The following is a 19713-nucleotide window of genomic DNA, read 5'->3' as shown; positions in this document are numbered from 1 at the left end:
CAGCACTTTTGCGAGAAACCCATCATGAACTTTTTTCATTTAGCGTGAGCAATCATCACGGCTTGTCGTGCTGAAAAACGTTGACTCTTTAAGCGGATTACGTCATTTTCTATATAGACGTCTAAACGTATAGACGTGTAGCGAATGATAATAACAGTCACGGTCAACGGGGTAGCAGGTATGAGCTTTTTTCACGCAAACCAGCGGGAAGCGCTGAATCAAAGTCTGGCGGAATTACAGGGACGCATTAATGTGTCATTCGAATTTTTCCCGCCGCGTACCAGCGATATGGAAGACACCCTGTGGAGTTCTATTGATCGACTGAGCAGCCTGAAACCCAAGTTTGTTTCCGTGACTTACGGGGCGAACTCTGGCGAGCGTGACCGTACTCACAGCATTATCAAAACGATTAAAGAGCGTACCGGCCTGGAAGCGGCACCTCACCTGACCTGCATCGATGCTTCACGCGAACAGCTGCGTGAAATCGCTCAGGATTACTGGGAGAGCGGTATCCGCCATATTGTCGCGCTGCGCGGCGACTTGCCTCCTGAAGGTGGCAAACCGGACATGTACGCGGCGGATCTGGTTTCCCTGTTGAAAGAAGTCGGTGATTTCGATATTTCCGTTGCCGCCTATCCTGAAGTACACCCTGAAGCGAAAAGCGCGCAGGCTGACCTGATTAACCTGAAACACAAAATTGATGCTGGCGCGAATCGCGCTATCACACAGTTCTTTTTCGACGTAGAAAGCTATTTGCGGTTCCGTGACCGCTGTGTAGCGACGGGCATTGATGTAGAAATTGTGCCGGGTATTCTGCCAGTATCGAACTTCAAGCAGTTGCAAAAATTTGCCACGATGACCAACGTCCGCGTGCCGAACTGGATGACGAGCATGTTTGACGGTCTGGATAACGATCCAGAAACCCGCAAAATGGTGGGGGCGTCTATCGCCATGGATATGGTGAAAATTCTCAGCCGCGAAGGCGTAAAAGATTTCCATTTCTATACGCTGAACCGCGCGGAGCTGAGCTATGCGATTTGCCATACGCTGGGTGTCCGCCCTGATGTAGCACGCTGAGGCGACACGCAAGATTTCAGGAAGAAAGAGGCCGCAACGCGGTGACGAAGAGTAACGGTATTGGAATGCCTTTCAACGTCACTTACGGCGGCTCTGAAAAGGAGGAGTCTCAGGGATGAGATTCCTATTCATGCAATTCGACCGACCGCGACTGACCGATTCAATGATTATCGCCAGCGCCTGTTTTTATCTCTTATCCCGTTTTTATCGCTAGTCGTTCCTATAAATACTCGTTTCTATTATTCATAACAGTACGATGACCGCTCGGCGGCGTTATGAATCATCCCCCTGACTATTCGAATCCTATATTTCTCTCCGCTTATTCCCATACCGTTAATGACTTTGCCTGCTGGTCAGATTTCCCAGTGTCGATCGCGGGAGTATCGTTGGCTGATACACACAAAATGCTGTCGCTGCCAAATCGCTTGAAGATGTCAGTCTGCTTGTTATAGCGTGGCGGAAGGTGTGTAGGTATGCCCAAGTGGTACCGAAATCGTAAAAATATTGTTTTATTCCTGTAGAAATAAATAGATACGCTTTGGTGGGATATATTATTCATTTTGGATGTTGATAGGGATTATCGTTCATTGATATCCTATCTATCGCTGTTAGCTATCATGATAAGGAGAATAATAATGAATATTCGGGATTTAGAGTATCTTGTCGCGCTGGCAGAACATCGTCACTTTCGGCGTGCGGCAGATTCCTGCCATGTGAGTCAGCCAACACTCAGTGGACAGATTCGTAAACTGGAAGATGAACTCGGCGTGATGCTGCTGGAACGAACCAGTCGTAAGGTCTTGTTTACGCAGGCTGGGCTGCTGCTGGTCGAGCAAGCAAGAACGGTATTACGCGAGGTCAAAGTATTAAAAGAGATGGCGAGCCAGCAGGGTGAAACCATGTCCGGGCCGCTGCACATTGGCCTGATCCCCACCGTAGGGCCTTATCTGCTGCCGCAAATCATTCCGATGCTGCATCGCACGTTTCCCAAACTCGAAATGTACCTGCACGAAGCGCAGACCCCTCAGTTGCTGGCCCAGTTGGACAGCGGCAAACTGGACTGCGCCATTCTGGCGATGGTGAAAGAGTCTGAAGCCTTTATTGAAGTTCCCCTCTTCGACGAGCCGATGAAGCTGGCGATTTATCAGGATCACCCTTGGGCGAACCGTGAACGTGTGGCGATGTCCGATCTCGCGGGTGAAAAACTGCTGATGCTGGAAGACGGCCACTGCCTGCGCGATCAGGCGATGGGCTTCTGTTTTCAGGCGGGGGCGGATGAAGATACGCATTTCCGGGCGACTAGTCTGGAGACGCTGCGCAACATGGTCGCAGCCGGAAGCGGTATTACGCTGCTGCCAGCATTGTCTGTTCCGCGAGAACGCGAACGCGATGGCGTCTGCTATTTGCCGTGCTATAAACCGGAGCCCAAGCGTACTATCGCACTGGTGTATCGCCCCGGTTCACCGCTGCGCGGACGTTATGAGCAACTTGCTGATACCATCCGCGAGCATATGCAGGGCTATATGGAAACCCTGTCAAAATAAGCGGTTAAGCCCATTCAGCGCCGCTACACGGTACGCTTCTGCCATGGTTGGATAGTTGAAGGTGGTATTAACGAAATATTCGATAGTATTACCTTCACCTTTCTGTTCCATGATGGCCTGCCCGATGTGGATAATCTCAGCGGCGCGCTCACCAAAGCAGTGAATTCCCAGAATCTGTTTCGTTTCACGGTGAAACAGAATCTTCAAGCTCCCCACATTCATCCCAACAATTTGCGCCCGTGCCAGATGTTTGAACTGTGCCCGCCCGACTTCATAAGGCACTTTCATCGCGGTGAGCTCTTGCTCGGTTTTCCCCACGGAGCTGATTTCCGGGATGGTATAAATGCCGGTTGGGATATCTTCGATCAGATGCGCGCTGGCATCGCCTTTGATAATCGCCTGTGCGGCAAGCCGACCCTGATCGTACGCTGCTGATGCCAGGCTCGGATAGCCAATGACATCGCCGATGGCATAAATATGCGCCAGCGCCGTCTGGTACATGCTATTGACCTTGAGCTGGCCGCGACTGTCGGTGCTCAGGCCAATATTCTCCAGCCCCAGCGTTTCCGTGTTACCCGTGCGTCCGTTGGCATAAAGCAGGCAGTCTGCCTTCATCTTTTTGCCTGACTTCAGATTAACGATAACGCCGTCAGACAGCCCTTCAATACTCTCGAACTCTTCGTTGTGGCGAATCACCACGCCGTTGTTCCAGAAATGGTAAGACAGGGCATCCGACATTTCCTGATCGAGAAAGGCCAGCAGCCTATCGCGGGTATTGATTAAATCGACCTTCACGCTCAGGCCGCGAAAGATAGAGGCGTATTCGCAGCCGATAACGCCCGCGCCATAAATGATGACGTGCTGAGGCTCGTGGTCGAGTTGCAGAATCGAATCGCTGTCATAAATGCGTGGGTGGTTGAAGTCGACTTCTGCCGGATGATACGGACGTGAACCGGTCGCGATAATGATATTCGCGGCGGTCAGCGTTTCATGGGTATTGTCTGGGTAATGAACGGCAATCGTATGTGCATCGATGAAGCTGGCTTCACCAGAAAACAACTCACACTGATTACGCTCATAGAATCCTTGTCGCATACGGGTTTGCTGACCAATGACGCTGTCGGCGTGGCGCAGGATGTCGGAAAATGAGGAGCGAATAATGCGGGAGTTGTCACTGTAGAGGGGGTTTTGATTGAACTCGATAATACGGCTGACGGCGTGGCGGAGGGCTTTAGAAGGAATCGTACCCCAGTGGGTACAGCCGCCGCCGACATTGTAGTGGCGTTCAATCACCGCAATTTTGGCGCCGTGCTTGGCCAATCCCATTGCTGCACCTTCACCGCCGGGACCGGAACCAATAACGATGGCATCGTAATCGAATTGATGTTCTAGAGTCATGGTAGGTTAAACCTGTTTTTATACAAATTAATAACGCGATTGTAACATTGCGCATTGTAACATCGACTGCGGTAGAACCCAATCATCCCTGCCTTTACTATGGAAACAGATTCTCACATTCTTAATATGGCAAACTTTGTCTCATTCTGCGGACAATAAAGTTTGCTATAGTGCCCCTCTGGAAAGGGGAGTAGATCATTTGGGCAGCATAATGGGTGTCAGAGCACAACAAAAAGAACGGACTCGTCGTTCCCTTATTGAAGCTGCATTTAGCCAGTTAAGCGCTGAGCGGAGTTTTGCCAGCCTGAGTCTGCGTGAAGTTGCTCGCGAAGCGGGTATCGCGCCGACGTCTTTCTATCGTCATTTTCGTGACGTGGATGAGCTGGGGCTGACAATGGTTGACGAAAGCGGGCTGATGTTGCGCCAGTTAATGCGGCAGGCTCGGCAGCGTATCGCCAAAACCGGTAGCATCATCAGGACGTCAGTTTCCACCTTCATGGAATTTATCGGCAATAATCCTAATGCGTTCCGGCTCTTGCTGCGTGAGCGCTCAGGGACGTCGGCAGCGTTCCGTGCGGCGGTCGCGCGGGAGATTCAGCATTTTATCGCTGAACTGGCGGATTATCTTGAGGTGGAAAATCATATTCCCCGCAGTTTCGCGGAAGCGCAGTCGGAAGCGATGGTGACCATTGTTTTCAGCGCGGGGGCGGAAGCCCTGGATGTTTCTCTGGAACAGCGTAAACAGCTGGAAGAGCGGTTAGTACTGCAACTGCGGATGATCGCCAAAGGTGCTTATTACTGGTACAGAAAAGAACACGATAGTAGCTTTACCGTGCCATAAATCCTCAATACCAACATGAGAAGGGAGAAACCATGACAGAAAAACCTCATCAAGAAAAAGGTACGCTGGTGCTGGCGTTGATTGCGGGCTTATCCGTAAACGGCGCATTCGCCGCCCTGTTCAGCAGCATTGTACCATTCTCGATTTTTCCCCTGATTGCGCTGATATTATCCATTTACTGCCTGCATCAACGTTATTTGCACCACAGTATGCCGGAAGGTATTCCGATGCTGGCGGCGGCCAGTTTTCTGCTGGGATTACTGATTTACAGCGCCATTGTGCGCGTTGAATATCCCGCCATTGGATCGAACTTTATTCCTTCAATCCTGTGCGTGGTGTTGGTTTTCTGGATTGGCCTGAAGCTACGCCGCAGAAAAGAGACGGATTCCGTATCCGCAGAAGAAAGCGAGACGCTGTAGCGGGTAGATGCTGGCGGGGTGACCCGCCAGATTGTGTGCGTTACTGACGTTTTTCCAACAGTACGCCACACTCCATATGATGGGTGTAAGGGAATTGGTCGAACAGCGCCAGACGGCGAATGTCGTGGGTTTCCGATAGCGTTTGCAGGTTGTTGCTCAGCGTTTCTGGGTTGCAGGAAATATAAAGAATGCGTGGATACGCCTGTACCAGCTTCACCGTTTCGTCATCCAGTCCGCTGCGCGGCGGGTCAACAAAAATGGTTTCGCACTGGTAGCTTGTCAGATCGATACCGCTGTAGGCGGGTTCCCCCGTTTTCAACGGCAATTTGATCAATATATACATGGCGTATAGGTGCAGAGGTCATTTCAGGCACCTACCGTAATCATTTATGGATATCCACATTGATGACATTTTCTTAAAATTTTTTTAGAGTGCAAGGAATATGAATGCTTTTGGTGGTACGTTATTATATATTTCTCGTGGGTTACTGAAAAATATCAGTGATAAAATATATTGATATTTTTTAAGGTAATTATTAAATTTTATTTAGGTTTAACATATGAATACAAGAGAATTAACACAAGATGAATCCGATAAAGTACAAGTTTTAAGAGAATTAGGCATCGATTTTGAGTTGCTTTTTGTAACAGGTACAGGTCTTACGAAAAGCATTTTAGATGCTACATCACCGATCATACAGTTGTTAAAAAACAAACAAATCCATGATTATGATTCTCAAAAATCAGGTAGTGAGTATAAAGTAATGCTTCCATGTATTGTTTTAAGTAATGGAACGCGTGAGGAAACAAAATCTTCTTTATATAAAGCAAACACTCGAGGGGATACTCGTTTTTGGCCAGGGCGGTTTAACCATTTTGCGACTGATGGTCAAGCATTTGCCATGTTTATCGAAAATAGAAATCTTATACTGCTGAACCTATCTGATGGTCAGCCGCTGGATACATCTGATGGCTCCGATTTTTCTGAAATCGTAGAGCGAATTAGCGTTGACTCAGATGAGTTGATTGGGGTTGTCGGTTCTGGTGAAGATACTAAAGTCGAAAATGATGACAGTAGTGAACGCGATATGCCATCCCGATTTGAGGTATCTAGTTATGGATGGGACAGTGATGTTGAAGGGCTTGTAAAACGGTTAAACCGTGGGGATATTAAACTACCTGGTTTTCAACGAGGCTTCGTATGGAGTTTAACTGAGCAATCAAGATTTATTGAATCTTTAATTCTTGGTCTACCAGTTCCAAATATTTTTCTTGCTCAGGATCGTGACTCAAAAACGCTGAATATTATTGATGGCCAGCAAAGATTAAAAACACTTCAAAGATATTTAGCAGGTGATTTCTCTATTTCAAATAGTAAAAAGATTCATGAGGATCTTCGTGGCTGTTATTTTAACGCTGATGTGGCGAAATCTCCAAAATCAAGAATTCTTGATGATGCTGACGTTAGAACTTTAAGTGATTCAGTTCTTCACAGTATTGTTATTCGCCCAGACCCTTCATCGGATAGCCCTGATTATGGATATGAATATAACGATGCTGTAATACAAATTTTTAGGAGATTGAATACCAGCGGAACACCACTTCAGCCTCAAGAGGTTAGGTCTTGTATTTTTTATGGAGATCTTGATAGTCTTTTGCATAAGCTGAATGATATATCTCACTGGAGAGATTTGTTTGGTCCTAAACATAGTCGTTACAAGGATATTGAGACAATTTTAAGATTTATGGCTCTATACGAGGATTATCAAAATTATAAAGCCCCGATGCCTAGTTTTCTAGATAGATATATGGAAAAAAATAGAAATATGGCTAAAGATAAGCTAGATGAATTAGAGGGTCTTTTTGAAGAAACAACAGGTATTTTAAGTCGTTTTGACTCAAAAATTTTTAAAAAAGGAGGTACTTTTCTTCTGTCAAAGTTTGATTCTATTATGGTTGGGGTTGCGAAAGCCCTTAAAAACGAGGTGGATTTGAACGAAGAAGTTTTAAATAACCATGTAGAAAAACTAATTTCAGATGAGAAATATATTAACTCAACTGAGGAATTTGTTAATGACACAGAGAATGTGATTAATAGGATTAATGTTGCAATTAAGATATTTGTAGGGGCATAGTATGTCAGGTTACTCTCGCCATAATAGTCACGATAAGTATAAAAGTAGAATAGATAGTTTGCTTAATTCATACGTGACAGAGGATGGTAGTCCTGAGGCACAGGCTCATAATGCTAAATATTTGGCTGTTTTGGTTTCTGGCTATCTAGAGCAAGCTATAAAGGAGCTATTACTACAATATGCATCACAAGGTTCTAGGAAGCAGATATATAGATATGTAGAAAAAACGTGGCCTATTTCAAAAAATATGAATACTGACAATATTAATGCCATCTTAGGACAGTTTAACTCCACTTGGAGCGACGCGTTTCTTGATTGGGTAAAGGATAACGATGATAGAAAAAATGATATAAATTCAATAGTCAGTTGGCGAAATAGTATTGCACATGGACAAGAATCTAAAACAAATGGTGTTACTCTTGTTTCTGTTCGTAAAGCATTTTCTACTGTTAGTGATTTAGTTACGTTTATCGATACCTTAATTAAATCATAACTAATGATTCTATCAGAGCACTTACATCCTCAGGGTTTGGACTTAAGTGCTTGATTTTTTTAAATTTAATTTTTATTGAGTAACATGGAAATGCAATTTCCTAACTTTAAACCTAATAGCGGGGGAACGGCATTACCAACTTGAGTGTACTGTGGTACTTCATAGCGCCTCATTGCACCACCAGTCGTTACTTTGGAACGAAAAGTGAACGCATCAGGAAACGATTGTATTCTCGCCATTTCTCTGACTGTAAGAGTTCGTAGCTCTTCAGAATCGTAGTGGCATGCGTCATCAGGTATCGACAGCGCAGCTGGAGCCGGTTTGTTTTCATCTAGTGCACGTTGGCTTCTTTTCTTAGTTGAATGTTTCTTTAAGTAATTAGTAAACTCTTCCTTCGTGTTAAATTTTACGTTTTTACCTTCTAGAGACAAAAATTTATGATGCTTTAATTCCTTCCAAGCTGGCTCGCTTAGATAGGTTGTTTCTGCTTTTAAAATACTAAAAACTTGTTTTCTGGATTCTTGGCTACTTCTCTGTAGCACCTGATAAACTCGAAACCTTCTCTTAACCAATGCACTATTTTTTCTTGGTAAGTGATTAGGTATTGATGTTTTTTTACCCAAAATATTCTCAAATTCACTATTTAATTTATTAACAAATTGGGTTTTTTTATTTTTTTTTGAGAAGCACAAATCGTGAATAGCCATTTTTACTGATATTTCTTTATTATCAACGAGAGGGGAAAGAAAAGAGTTACGAAATAACTCAAGATCTTTGTCAATATTAACGTCATAACAGTGGTAATCTTTTATATAAACTTGTGCATCCTTTCTGATTTTTTCAAATAGAGCAGCACAAGGGGCTAGTAATTTTTTCTCATTCTCGTTTAGAGATGAAGATATGTTGACGAATATATCTTCTCTAATTGCAATCATTATGAAGCGAGGTCTATTTTGGGGAACTCCAGCCAAACGGGCATTGACGTGTAGGCATAGTGGTATATAGCCCTGTTCCGCAAAACCTTTGGCTACTTCAAACCAAGCGTAATACTTTTCTCCATCTTCATTGAACGGTCTTAGTATGCCAGAAACATTTTCGAGTACTGCTAGTTTAGGCTGTATCATCCCTACGAATTTTGCGAACTCCCAAGGCAATAAATTTTTATCACAATCCTTTTTTCTTAATCCTGCTAAACTGAAACTTTGGCAAGGTGGTCCCCCTGAAATAAGATCGACGCCATTGTTGCCGAATCCACTTTTTATCTCCCCTAGCAACTGAGGTTTAGATTCTAAAAGTTGATTTAGATGAATGATATTCCCTACCAAAAGGCTTCCTTGTAGTTCTTGGTATTCGTCAGGTATGTCTGTGAACCCTGTATCTAGCTCTGGGTACTCAAATGGGTTTTCGCGAAGTCGGTTGGTTAAGTCTGGATATTGACTACTTATCCAAAACGTTTTTTTGCTTTTTTTACTTTGCTTGGCAAGTGAATCTAAATCTTCGCCTAGTAAATTATAAGAAAATGTTTCGGCTGCCATTGGTGATAGTTCATTAGCAAACGTAAGCTCAAATCCAGCCTTAGCTAAGCCTAGAGACAATCCACCACAGCCAGAAAACAGCTCAATATGATTCAAATCTATACTCACTTGTACAATAATAATATTGAAATTCTAAAACATTTGGTATCTAAGGTCCAGGATAATCTTATCGACTTAATCTCTGTCCAATACTGATGCCAGAATAAATCAGAGATCAATGAGAAGAGGTCTTGCGTTCCAACAGTACGCCACACTCCATATGATGGGTGTAAGGGAATTGGTCGAACAGCGCCAGACGGCGAATGTCGTGGGTTTCCGATAGCGTTTGCAGGTTGTTGCTCAGCGTTTCTGGGTTGCAGGAAATATAAAGAATGCGTGGATACGCCTGTACCAGCTTCACCGTTTCGTCATCCAGTCCGCTGCGCGGCGGGTCAACAAAAATGGTCTCGCACTGGTAGCTCGTTAGATCGATACCCTGTAAGCGGTTAAACTGACGCACGCCCTGCATAGCCTGCGTAAATTCTTCTGCCGCCATACGGATAATCTGCACGTTCTCTATCTGATTCGCCGCGATATTATATTGTGCTGCCGCGACGGATGGTTTGGCGATTTCAGTCGCCAGCACGCGTTCGAAGTTTCTTGCCAGCGCGAGTGAAAAATTGCCGTTACCGCAATACAGTTCCAACAAATCCCCTGTTGATCCCGCCGTCGCATCCAGCGCCCATTCCAGCATCTGAATATTGATTGCCGCATTCGGCTGCGTGAAGCTGTTTTCTACCTGTCGGTAAATCATATCCCGACCTGCAACCGGCAGACATTCATCGACATAATCGCGATCGAGGCAGATTTTAGTTTTCGCCGCGCGACCAATCAGCTGTAGACGGAACCCCTGCGCTATCAGGCTATCGCGCAGCGCACGGGCATGTTCCTGCCACTCCTCATCCAGTGCGCGGTGATACAGCAGAGAAACGATCACTTCGCCGCTCAGGGTGGACAGATAATCTATCTGGAACAGCTTACGGCGCAGAACGGGATCAGGCTGAATGGCGGCAAGCAGTTCCGGCATCAGGCGGTTGATCAGTTCACTGGCTGCCGGAAAGCGATCGACCCGAATGCGCTGTTTGGTTTGCTGGTCAAACATGATGTGGTAAAGCTCGTCGCCATCGTGCCAGATACGGAATTCGGCGCGCATCCGATAGTGGCTGACGGGAGAACGGAAGACGACAGGCTCCGGTGCATTGAAAGGTGCCATCATTCCACGTAGACGCTCGGTTTTCTCTGCAAGCTGGTCGTCGTATTGTTCGATGGGCAGGATTTCTGGCGTCATGGTTTTCTCGTCTGAACAGCGTCTAAAAGGGTGTTATTGGCCGGGAATTGTAGGGAATCTGCCCAGGAAGTCCAGTTTTGTTACGTTATTATCCTGTAGTGATATAGAAGTCTAGACTTCCACAATTCGCGATTGTAGGATGAGCGTCCGGCCTTGTATCACAAGTCAAAAGGGAATCCAGTGTAAATCTGGAGCTGACGCGCAGCGGTAAGGAAAGCCCCGGCGATAGCATTATTATGCAGACACTGTTATGTACCCTAAATAATTCGAGTTGCAGGAAGGCGGCAAGCGAGGGAATCCCGATGAGCTTACACAAGTAAGTGATTCGGGTGAGTGAACGTAGCCAACGCACATGCAACTTGAAGTATGACGGGTATAGATGGGAAGTCATCGCTTTCGTTGTACCTCCTACTGTCGTTGACGGTTTGTGGTCACAACGGCATCCAAGCCCGAAGACCTGCCGGAATACGTCGCAATTGGTTCTGCATATCGCGTGCTATTAACAGAGCCTGCGGCATCCTTATTATTTCTCGGATGCTTTAACAATGATTAAAAAAATTTCGCTGCTGACGGCGCTTTCTGTCACGGCATTTTCTGGCTGGGCGCAGGAAAACAGTTCATCTCCAAATTCGTCATCGGAAAAAAATGCCGATGACATGGTAGTCACAGCAAATCGTTTCGCACAGCCGGTTTCGTCGGTGCTGGCGGCAAACAGTATCGTAACTCGAGCTGATATCGATCGCTGGCAGGCGAAGTCGCTCAATGATGTGATGCGTCGTTTGCCGGGTGTAGATATTGCTGAGAATGGTGGCCGTGGGCAGCTTGGATCAGTGTTTATCCGTGGCGGAAGTGCGAGCCATGTATTGGTGCTGGTTGATGGCGTTCGTCTTGCCTCTGCCGGAGTCTCTGGCAGTGTTGACTTCAGTCAGATACCAATGTCGCTGGTGCAGCGTATTGAATATATTCGCGGTCCTCGTTCAGCCGTTTATGGTTCTGACGCTATCGGCGGGGTTATTAACATTATTACTGAACGTGCCCAAGATGGTGGAGTGCTAAATGCTGGTTACGGCTCGCATGCCTATCAAAACTATGATGGCTCAGTACGCGGTCATGTGAGTGACAATACAGTAGTAAGCGTTGCAGGAAGCTATGAAGCGACCCACGGATATAATGTTTATCCTTCCTCGTCTTTGCCGACTGACAGAGACAATGATGGTTATCGCAGCAAATCTTTTTGGGGAGCATTGGAACAGCGCTTTTCTGAAAGTACTTCCGGCTTTTTCCGTACTTATGGATATGATAACAATACGGATTATGACGCCATTTTTAGCGGTAGCAGTGATAAGCGCTATTTGAATACTCGAAACTATGATGCGGGGCTGAAATTCAACGAAGGGATATATTCTAGTCAATTAATAGCTAGCTACCAAACCTATGATGATCTTAATTTTAACGATGCTACCGGAAAATATAACGGAACAATTACGCAAATTGAGCAACGCAACCTGCAATGGGGTAATGTCTTCAGTGTTGGAAATGGTAGCTTAAGTCTGGGGGCAGATTGGCGCAATGAGCGCGCTGAAGCGGGAGGGATGTCTGCGTATACGAACGCCCAAAGCCGCGATAATACAGGGATATACCTGACCACTCAGCAACAGTTTGGCTCTGTTACCTTAGAGGGTGCTGTACGTGGTGATGATAATCAACAATATGGTCGGTATGGTACGTGGCAAACCGGTGCTGCATGGGAATTTGTTGACGGTTATCGAATTGTAGGTTCTTACGGTACGGCATTTAAAGCGCCAACGTTTGACAAGATATATGACACAGCATACTCGCAGGGGAATCCCAATTTATCACCCGAAGAAAGTAAGCAGTGGGAAATTGGCGTAGAAGGCTTAAGTGGTCCAGTAAATTGGCGGGTTTCTGGTTACCGTAATGAGGTTAATGACCTCATTAACTACCGTGCGATTAACTTCTCAACGGGCACATACGATAATATCGGTAAAGCGGTAATGACCGGGGCTGAGTTTACCGCGGCCTATGATACATGGTGGTTGTCGCATCAGGTGACTCTGGAATATTTGGATGCTAAGGATAAAACGGCAGATAAAGCTTTAGCGCGTCGTGCCCATAAGAAAGCGAAGTATGAGCTTTCTACGACATTGGAAAATAATGTAAATGTGTCGTTGACGTGGCTTTATCAAGGCGCTCGTTCTGATACTAATTTTGATGTTTTCCCCTCTCAGCCTGTCAAGCTTGGCGGATATAGTACTTGGGATCTCGTTGCCTCATATCCGATCACCTCTCATCTGACAGTTCGTGGTAGAATCGCCAACCTGTTTGATAAAGATTATGAGACGGCATATGGCTACCGCACGGCAGGGCGAGAATACTATCTCACCGGAAGCTATACCTTCTAACCTGCCATCCCGTCCTACGGTTCTGGTCTTCGATTCAGGCGTAGGCGGGCTGTCTGTTTATGACGAAATCCGGCAGCTCTTGCCGGATCTTCACTATATATACGCATTCGATAATGAAGCGTTTCCCTATGGTGAGAAATCACAGCAGTTCATTATCGAGCGCGTGGTTGAGATTGTTAACGCAGTTCAACAACGCCATCAGCTTGCATTAGTTGTGATTGCCTGCAATACGGCGAGTACGATTTCCCTTCCTGCTCTGCGTGAGCGCTTTACTTTCCCTGTCGTGGGTGTCGTCCCAGCGGTTAAACCGGCGGCTAAGCTGACCCGCAACGGTGTTGTTGGCCTATTGGCGACGCGCGCAACGGTTCAACGCCCATACACGCACGAACTGATTGCCCGTTTTGCGACGGATTGCCAGATTTTGTCATTGGGATCGTCAGAGCTGGTCGAGTTAGCAGAAGCGAAATTGCAGGGGGAGATGATCTCTATTTCCGAATTGCAAAAAATTTTGCGGCCTTGGCTGCGTTTACCGGAACCGCCAGATACGGTCGTGCTTGGGTGTACGCATTTTCCATTATTAGCAGAAGAACTGAAAATGGCCTTGCCAGATGGTACGCGTCTTGTGGATTCTGGTGCTGCTATAGCTAAAAGAACAGCATGGCTGATTGCTAATCTGGATAATCCTCCACTTTCGACAGATAAGAACCTGGTTTACTGCCTAGCGATTACACCTAAAGTCGCTACGCTGTGGCCAATATTGCAGCGTTATGGCTTCAATTCGCTGGAAAAACTGCCACTTTCATAGCCTTGTGGGTAAATAGTAGACAAACGATAACTTTTTTGCATTTAGCGCTTGTCAGCGTGCGAGAAGTCCCTATAATGCGCATCCACTGACACGGCAACAGCGACACGCGGTTGTGGTGACAGCAAAAAGATTCAACGAAGCAGTCAGTAATGACTTGACTTCACAGCGGAAAAGCATAGTATATGCACCCCGCGCCACCGATGAAGTGGCACTGCTCTTTAACAATTTAATCAGACAATCTGTGTGGGCACTCACAAGACCGTATCTTAAACGATATAAAAAGTCTTGAAGAGTGAACAACAGTGAAATTCATTACGAATGAACAGTTACTAATTCTTTGAGCATCGCTTCTCGAGTAGAAGCAAATCAAACAAATCTTAAATTGAAGAGTTTGATCATGGCTCAGATTGAACGCTGGCGGCAGGCCTAACACATGCAAGTCGAGCGGTAGCACAGGAGAGCTTGCTCTCTGGGTGACGAGCGGCGGACGGGTGAGTAATGTCTGGGAAACTGCCTGATGGAGGGGGATAACTACTGGAAACGGTAGCTAATACCGCATAACCTCGCAAGAGCAAAGAGGGGGACCTTCGGGCCTCTCGCCATCAGATGTGCCCAGATGGGATTAGCTAGTAGGTGAGGTAATGGCTCACCTAGGCGACGATCCCTAGCTGGTCTGAGAGGATGACCAGCCACACTGGAACTGAGACACGGTCCAGACTCCTACGGGAGGCAGCAGTGGGGAATATTGCACAATGGGCGCAAGCCTGATGCAGCCATGCCGCGTGTGTGAAGAAGGCCTTCGGGTTGTAAAGCACTTTCAGCGGGGAGGAAGGCGGTAAGGTTAATAACCTTATCGATTGACGTTACCCGCAGAAGAAGCACCGGCTAACTCCGTGCCAGCAGCCGCGGTAATACGGAGGGTGCAAGCGTTAATCGGAATGACTGGGCGTAAAGCGCACGCAGGCGGTCTGTTAAGTTGGATGTGAAATCCCCGGGCTTAACCTGGGAACTGCATTCAAAACTGACAGGCTAGAGTCTTGTAGAGGGGGGTAGAATTCCAGGTGTAGCGGTGAAATGCGTAGAGATCTGGAGGAATACCGGTGGCGAAGGCGGCCCCCTGGACAAAGACTGACGCTCAGGTGCGAAAGCGTGGGGAGCAAACAGGATTAGATACCCTGGTAGTCCACGCTGTAAACGATGTCGACTTGGAGGTTGTGCCCTTGAGGCGTGGCTTCCGGAGCTAACGCGTTAAGTCGACCGCCTGGGGAGTACGGCCGCAAGGTTAAAACTCAAATGAATTGACGGGGGCCCGCACAAGCGGTGGAGCATGTGGTTTAATTCGATGCAACGCGAAGAACCTTACCTACTCTTGACATCCAGAGAATTTGCTAGAGATAGCTTAGTGCCTTCGGGAACTCTGAGACAGGTGCTGCATGGCTGTCGTCAGCTCGTGTTGTGAAATGTTGGGTTAAGTCCCGCAACGAGCGCAACCCTTATCCTTTGTTGCCAGCGATTCGGTCGGGAACTCAAAGGAGACTGCCGGTGATAAACCGGAGGAAGGTGGGGATGACGTCAAGTCATCATGGCCCTTACGAGTAGGGCTACACACGTGCTACAATGGCGTATACAAAGAGAAGCGACCTCGCGAGAGTAAGCGGACCTCATAAAGTACGTCGTAGTCCGGATTGGAGTCTGCAACTCGACTCCATGAAGTCGGAATCGCTAGTAATCGTAGATCAGAATGCTACGGTGAATACGTTCCCGGGCCTTGTACACACCGCCCGTCACACCATGGGAGTGGGTTGCAAAAGAAGTAGGTAGCTTAACCTTCGGGAGGGCGCTTACCACTTTGTGATTCATGACTGGGGTGAAGTCGTAACAAGGTAACCGTAGGGGAACCTGCGGTTGGATCACCTCCTTACCAAAAAAGATGTGTGTTAAGTGAAGTGCTCACACAGATTGTCTGATGAAAATACTGAGCAAGCGCACCTGTTGATGTCATGAGTGTAGACTCATACTGACGCGAAAGTGCCGGGTTTATGATCCGGTACGGATTTTTCGTGTCACCATCGTCTAGAGGCCTAGGACACTGCCCTTTCACGGCTGTAACAGGGGTTCGAATCCCCTTGGGGACGCCAATCCGATAATGAGTGAAAGACATTATCACGAATATCTTAAAGATGATTCTTCGGAGTCATGTTTACGATATTGCTCTTTAACAATCTGGAACAAGCTGAAAATTGAAACATGACAGCTGAACATGCATTGATGCCTACGGGTATGAATGGCGTGTCAGTGTGTCAATGAGTCTCTCAAATAATCGCAGCACGACAGTGACTTTGATTAATCAAAGACACCTTCGGGTTGTGAGGTTAAGCGACTAAGCGTACACGGTGGATGCCTAGGCAGTCAGAGGCGATGAAGGGCGTGCTAATCTGCGATAAGCGTCGGTAAGCTGATATGAAGCGTTATACCCGACGATACCCGAATGGGGAAACCCAGTGTGTTTCGACACACTATCATTACGTGAATACATAGCGTAATGAGGCGAACCGGGGGAACTGAAACATCTCAGTACCCCGAGGAAAAGAAATCAACCGAGATTCCCCTAGTAGCGGCGAGCGAACGGGGAGGAGCCCAGAACCTGAATCAGTTTGTGTGTTAGTGGAAGCGTCTGGAAAGTCGCACAGTAAAGGGTGATAGTCCCGTACACAAAAATGCACAGATTGTGAGTTCGATGAGTAGGGCGGGACACGTGACATCCTGTCTGAATATGTGGGGACCATCCTCCAAGGCTAAATACTCCTGACTGACCGATAGTGAACCAGTACCGTGAGGGAAAGGCGAAAAGAACCCCGGCGAGGGGAGTGAAATAGAACCTGAAACCGTGTACGTACAAGCAGTGGGAGCCTTGATTAATCAGGGTGACTGCGTACCTTTTGTATAATGGGTCAGCGACTTATATTCTGTAGCAAGGTTAACCGTATAGGGGAGCCGTAGGGAAACCGAGTCTTAACTGGGCGTTAAGTTGCAGGGTATAGACCCGAAACCCGGTGATCTAGCCATGGGCAGGTTGAAGGTTGGGTAACACTAACTGGAGGACCGAACCGACTAATGTTGAAAAATTAGCGGATGACTTGTGGCTGGGGGTGAAAGGCCAATCAAACCGGGAGATAGCTGGTTCTCCCCGAAAGCTATTTAGGTAGCGCCTCGTGAATTCATCTTCGGGGGTAGAGCACTGTTTCGGCTAGGGGGTCATCCCGACTTACCAACCCGATGCAAACTACGAATACCGAAGAATGTTATCACGGGAGACACACGGCGGGTGCTAACGTTCGTCGTGAAGAGGGAAACAACCCAGACCGCCAGCTAAGGTCCCAAAGTCATGGTTAAGTGGGAAACGATGTGGGAAGGCACAGACAGCCAGGATGTTGGCTTAGAAGCAGCCATCATTTAAAGAAAGCGTAATAGCTCACTGGTCGAGTCGGCCTGCGCGGAAGATGTAACGGGGCTAAACCATGCACCGAAGCTGCGGCAGCGACACTTAGGTGTTGTTGGGTAGGGGAGCGTTCTGTAAGCCGTCGAAGGTGGCCTGTGAGGGCTGCTGGAGGTATCAGAAGTGCGAATGCTGACATAAGTAACGATAATGCGGGTGAAAAACCCGCACGCCGGAAGACCAAGGGTTCCTGTCCAACGTTAATCGGGGCAGGGTGAGTCGACCCCTAAGGCGAGGCTGAAAAGCGTAGTCGATGGGAAACAGGTTAATATTCCTGTACTTGGTGTTACTGCGAAGGGGGGACGGAGAAAGCTAGGTTATCCGGGCGACGGTTGTCCCGGTTTAAGCGTGAAGGTGGATGACTTTGGTAAATCCGGGTCATCATTAACACTGAGGCGTGATGACGAGTCACTACGGTGATGAAGTAACCGATGCTACGCTTCCAGGAAAAGCCTCTAAGCTCCAGGTAACATTAAATCGTACCCCAAACCGACACAGGTGGTCAGGTAGAGAATACTCAGGCGCTTGAGAGAACTCGGGTGAAGGAACTAGGCAAAATGGTGCCGTAACTTCGGGAGAAGGCACGCTGATGGTAGGTGAAGTGACTTGCTCACGGAGCTGAAATCAGTCGAAGATACCAGCTGGCTGCAACTGTTTAATAAAAACACAGCACTGTGCAAACACGAAAGTGGACGTATACGGTGTGACGCCTGCCCGGTGCCGGAAGGTTAATTGATGGGGTCAGCCGCAAGGCGAAGCTCTTGATCGAAGCCCCGGTAAACGGCGGCCGTAACTATAACGGTCCTAAGGTAGCGAAATTCCTTGTCGGGTAAGTTCCGACCTGCACGAATGGCGTAATGATGGCCAGGCTGTCTCCACCCGAGACTCAGTGAAATTGAACTCGCTGTGAAGATGCAGTGTACCCGCGGCAAGACGGAAAGACCCCGTGAACCTTTACTATAGCTTGACACTGAACCTTGAGCCTTGATGTGTAGGATAGGTGGGAGGCTTTGAAGCGTGGACGCCAGTCTGCGTGGAGCCAACCTTGAAATACCACCCTTTAATGTTTGATGTTCTAACGTAGGCCCGTAATCCGGGTTGCGGACAGTGTCTGGTGGGTAGTTTGACTGGGGCGGTCTCCTCCCAAAGCGTAACGGAGGAGCACGAAGGTTAGCTAATCCTGGTCGGACATCAGGAGGTTAGTGCAAAGGCATAAGCTAGCTTGACTGCGAGAGTGACAGCTCGAGCAGGTGCGAAAGCAGGTCTTAGTGATCCGGTGGTTCTGAATGGAAGGGCCATCGCTCAACGGATAAAAGGTACTCCGGGGATAACAGGCTGATACCGCCCAAGAGTTCATATCGACGGCGGTGTTTGGCACCTCGATGTCGGCTCATCACATCCTGGGGCTGAAGTAGGTCCCAAGGGTATGGCTGTTCGCCATTTAAAGTGGTACGCGAGCTGGGTTTAGAACGTCGTGAGACAGTTCGGTCCCTATCTGCCGTGGGCGTTGGAAGATTGAGAGGGGTTGCTCCTAGTACGAGAGGACCGGAGTGAACGCACCACTGGTGTTCGGGTTGTGATGCCAATTGCATTGCCCGGTAGCTAAGTGCGGAAGAGATAACCGCTGAAAGCATCTAAGCGGGAAACTTGCCTCGAGATGAGTCTTCCCTGGGCACTAGATGCCCCTGAAGGGCCGTTGAAGACGACGACGTAGATAGGCTGGGTGTGTAAGCGTAGCGATACGTTGAGCTAACCAGTACTAATGACCCGAGAGGCTTAACCTTACAACACCGAAGGTGTTTTGAGACGACTCAAAGAGATTTTGATAATCAGCTTGTTCAAAGATTGGTTCTGATGGTTGTGCACACTGAAAAGTGAGGTATAACGGTTGGAATGAAACAGAATTTGCCTGGCGGCGATAGCGCGGTGGTCCCACCTGACCCCATGCCGAACTCAGAAGTGAAACGCCGTAGCGCCGATGGTAGTGTGGGGTCTCCCCATGTGAGAGTAGGGAACTGCCAGGCATCAAATAAGTGGAAAGCCCCTGTCGAAAGACAGGGGCTTTTTGCTATGGTGAATTTTGGTGTTAGCTGAGCTGCAAAGATTTGCTCGCTGTGTATTTATTGCAGCGTATCTGGCAGATAACCATGACAGCCATGGAAGATGAGAATGTTTTTAGGGGCAGGAACCTTCCTACCTGATCCAGTTTGCGTTAGTTAT

11 protein-coding genes, 1 tRNA gene, 3 rRNA genes, 1 pseudogene and 1 riboswitch are annotated in these 19713 nt (G+C 47.5%); of the genes and pseudogenes, 12 read left to right on the top strand and 4 right to left on the bottom strand.

From position 1 onward, the window contains the following. Positions 1-180: 180 nt before the first annotated feature. Together metF and oxyR are read left to right on the top strand one after the other, a co-directional pair. Positions 181-1077, top strand: a complete 897-nt coding sequence (gene metF / locus LOZ86_RS20820; protein ID WP_039486828.1) for a methylenetetrahydrofolate reductase — start codon at positions 181-183, stop codon at positions 1075-1077. A gap of 635 nt (positions 1078-1712) precedes the next feature. Beyond that, the gene (gene oxyR / locus LOZ86_RS20815) at positions 1713-2621 is read left to right on the top strand and encodes a DNA-binding transcriptional regulator OxyR (RefSeq protein WP_230242725.1); all 909 of its coding nucleotides are present in this window, start codon (positions 1713-1715) and stop codon (positions 2619-2621) included. Here the strand turns inward: oxyR and sthA are convergent. Continuing rightward, on the bottom strand, positions 2613-4019 hold the full coding sequence (gene sthA / locus LOZ86_RS20810; protein ID WP_012772922.1) for a Si-specific NAD(P)(+) transhydrogenase: 1407 nt from the start codon (positions 4017-4019) through the stop codon (positions 2613-2615). The two genes, oxyR and sthA, sit on opposite strands and share 9 nt — an antisense overlap. Before the next feature lie 211 nt (positions 4020-4230). On the opposite strand from sthA, the gene fabR reads away from it, so the two are divergent. Together fabR and LOZ86_RS20800 are read left to right on the top strand one after the other, a co-directional pair. Further along, the gene (fabR, locus tag LOZ86_RS20805) at positions 4231-4860 is read left to right on the top strand and encodes an HTH-type transcriptional repressor FabR (RefSeq protein ID WP_039486831.1); all 630 of its coding nucleotides are present in this window, start codon (positions 4231-4233) and stop codon (positions 4858-4860) included. Positions 4861-4892: 32 nt separating this feature from the next. Further along, positions 4893-5279: a YijD family membrane protein gene (locus LOZ86_RS20800; RefSeq protein WP_039486832.1), complete on the top strand. Its 387-nt coding sequence runs from the start codon at positions 4893-4895 to the stop codon at positions 5277-5279. Between the two features lie 40 nt (positions 5280-5319). On the opposite strand, the pseudogene LOZ86_RS20795 reads toward LOZ86_RS20800, so the two are convergent. Next, positions 5320-5571: pseudogene (locus tag LOZ86_RS20795) on the bottom strand (tRNA (uridine(54)-C5)-methyltransferase TrmA); the annotation flags it as partial. Positions 5572-5839: 268 nt separating this feature from the next. On the opposite strand from LOZ86_RS20795, the gene LOZ86_RS20790 reads away from it, so the two are divergent. After that, positions 5840-7414, top strand: coding sequence for a DUF262 domain-containing protein (locus LOZ86_RS20790; protein ID WP_230242723.1), 1575 nt, complete (start codon positions 5840-5842; stop codon positions 7412-7414). A 1-nt stretch (position 7415) separates the two neighbouring features. Then, the gene (locus LOZ86_RS20785; RefSeq protein WP_116586401.1) at positions 7416-7907 is read left to right on the top strand and encodes a HEPN domain-containing protein; all 492 of its coding nucleotides are present in this window, start codon (positions 7416-7418) and stop codon (positions 7905-7907) included. A 65-nt stretch (positions 7908-7972) separates the two neighbouring features. On the opposite strand, the gene LOZ86_RS20780 is transcribed toward LOZ86_RS20785, so the two are convergent. Both LOZ86_RS20780 and trmA read right to left on the bottom strand, forming a co-directional pair. Continuing rightward, positions 7973-9538: a DNA cytosine methyltransferase gene (locus tag LOZ86_RS20780; protein ID WP_116587063.1), complete on the bottom strand. Its 1566-nt coding sequence runs from the start codon at positions 9536-9538 to the stop codon at positions 7973-7975. A gap of 118 nt (positions 9539-9656) precedes the next feature. Continuing rightward, on the bottom strand, positions 9657-10769 hold the full coding sequence (gene trmA / locus LOZ86_RS20775) for a tRNA (uridine(54)-C5)-methyltransferase TrmA (protein ID WP_230242722.1): 1113 nt from the start codon (positions 10767-10769) through the stop codon (positions 9657-9659). Between the two features lie 133 nt (positions 10770-10902). After that, positions 10903-11248, top strand: a riboswitch (cobalamin riboswitch). A gap of 66 nt (positions 11249-11314) precedes the next feature. On the opposite strand from trmA, the gene btuB reads away from it, so the two are divergent. The 6 genes from btuB (at position 11315) to rrf (ending at position 19517) form a co-directional block, all read left to right on the top strand. Next, a complete protein-coding gene (btuB, locus tag LOZ86_RS20770) occupies positions 11315-13192 on the top strand; it encodes a TonB-dependent vitamin B12 receptor BtuB (protein WP_039486834.1) in 1878 nt (625 codons plus the stop codon). Continuing rightward, positions 13137-13997: a glutamate racemase gene (gene murI, locus LOZ86_RS20765; protein WP_039486835.1), complete on the top strand. Its 861-nt coding sequence runs from the start codon at positions 13137-13139 to the stop codon at positions 13995-13997. Before btuB ends, murI begins: the two co-directional genes overlap by 56 nt. A 379-nt stretch (positions 13998-14376) precedes the next feature. Then, positions 14377-15918 (top strand): 16S ribosomal RNA (locus LOZ86_RS20760). Between the two features lie 141 nt (positions 15919-16059). Next, positions 16060-16135 (top strand) — tRNA-Glu (locus tag LOZ86_RS20755). A 232-nt stretch (positions 16136-16367) separates the two neighbouring features. Beyond that, positions 16368-19277, top strand: a 23S ribosomal RNA gene (locus LOZ86_RS20750). Between the two features lie 124 nt (positions 19278-19401). Continuing rightward, positions 19402-19517: ribosomal RNA gene (gene rrf, locus LOZ86_RS20745) — 5S ribosomal RNA — on the top strand. The 16S, 23S and 5S rRNA genes sit together here with 1 tRNA gene alongside, the layout of an rRNA operon. The last annotated feature ends 196 nt before the right edge of the window (positions 19518-19713 follow it).

The sequence above is a fragment of the Pectobacterium parvum genome (genome assembly GCF_020971565.1).
GTDB classification, from domain to species: domain Bacteria; phylum Pseudomonadota; class Gammaproteobacteria; order Enterobacterales; family Enterobacteriaceae; genus Pectobacterium; species Pectobacterium polare.
This window is presented reverse-complemented; position numbering and strand designations above follow the sequence as displayed.

Bases quoted from the DNA above. Each gene is read 5' to 3' on its own strand.
- sthA (WP_012772922.1), bottom strand. From the start codon at position 4,019: ATGACTCTAGAACATCAATTCGATTACGATGCCATCGTTATTGGTTCC.
- LOZ86_RS20800 (WP_039486832.1), top strand. From the start codon at position 4,893: ATGACAGAAAAACCTCATCAAGAAAAAGGTACGCTGGTGCTGGCGTTG.
- metF (WP_039486828.1), top strand. From the start codon at position 181: ATGAGCTTTTTTCACGCAAACCAGCGGGAAGCGCTGAATCAAAGTCTG.
- LOZ86_RS20785 (WP_116586401.1), top strand. From the start codon at position 7,416: ATGTCAGGTTACTCTCGCCATAATAGTCACGATAAGTATAAAAGTAGA.
- LOZ86_RS20790 (WP_230242723.1), top strand. From the start codon at position 5,840: ATGAATACAAGAGAATTAACACAAGATGAATCCGATAAAGTACAAGTT.
- murI (WP_039486835.1), top strand. From the start codon at position 13,137: ATGGCTACCGCACGGCAGGGCGAGAATACTATCTCACCGGAAGCTATA.
- fabR (WP_039486831.1), top strand. From the start codon at position 4,231: ATGGGTGTCAGAGCACAACAAAAAGAACGGACTCGTCGTTCCCTTATT.
- trmA (WP_230242722.1), bottom strand. From the start codon at position 10,769: ATGACGCCAGAAATCCTGCCCATCGAACAATACGACGACCAGCTTGCA.
- oxyR (WP_230242725.1), top strand. From the start codon at position 1,713: ATGAATATTCGGGATTTAGAGTATCTTGTCGCGCTGGCAGAACATCGT.
- btuB (WP_039486834.1), top strand. From the start codon at position 11,315: ATGATTAAAAAAATTTCGCTGCTGACGGCGCTTTCTGTCACGGCATTT.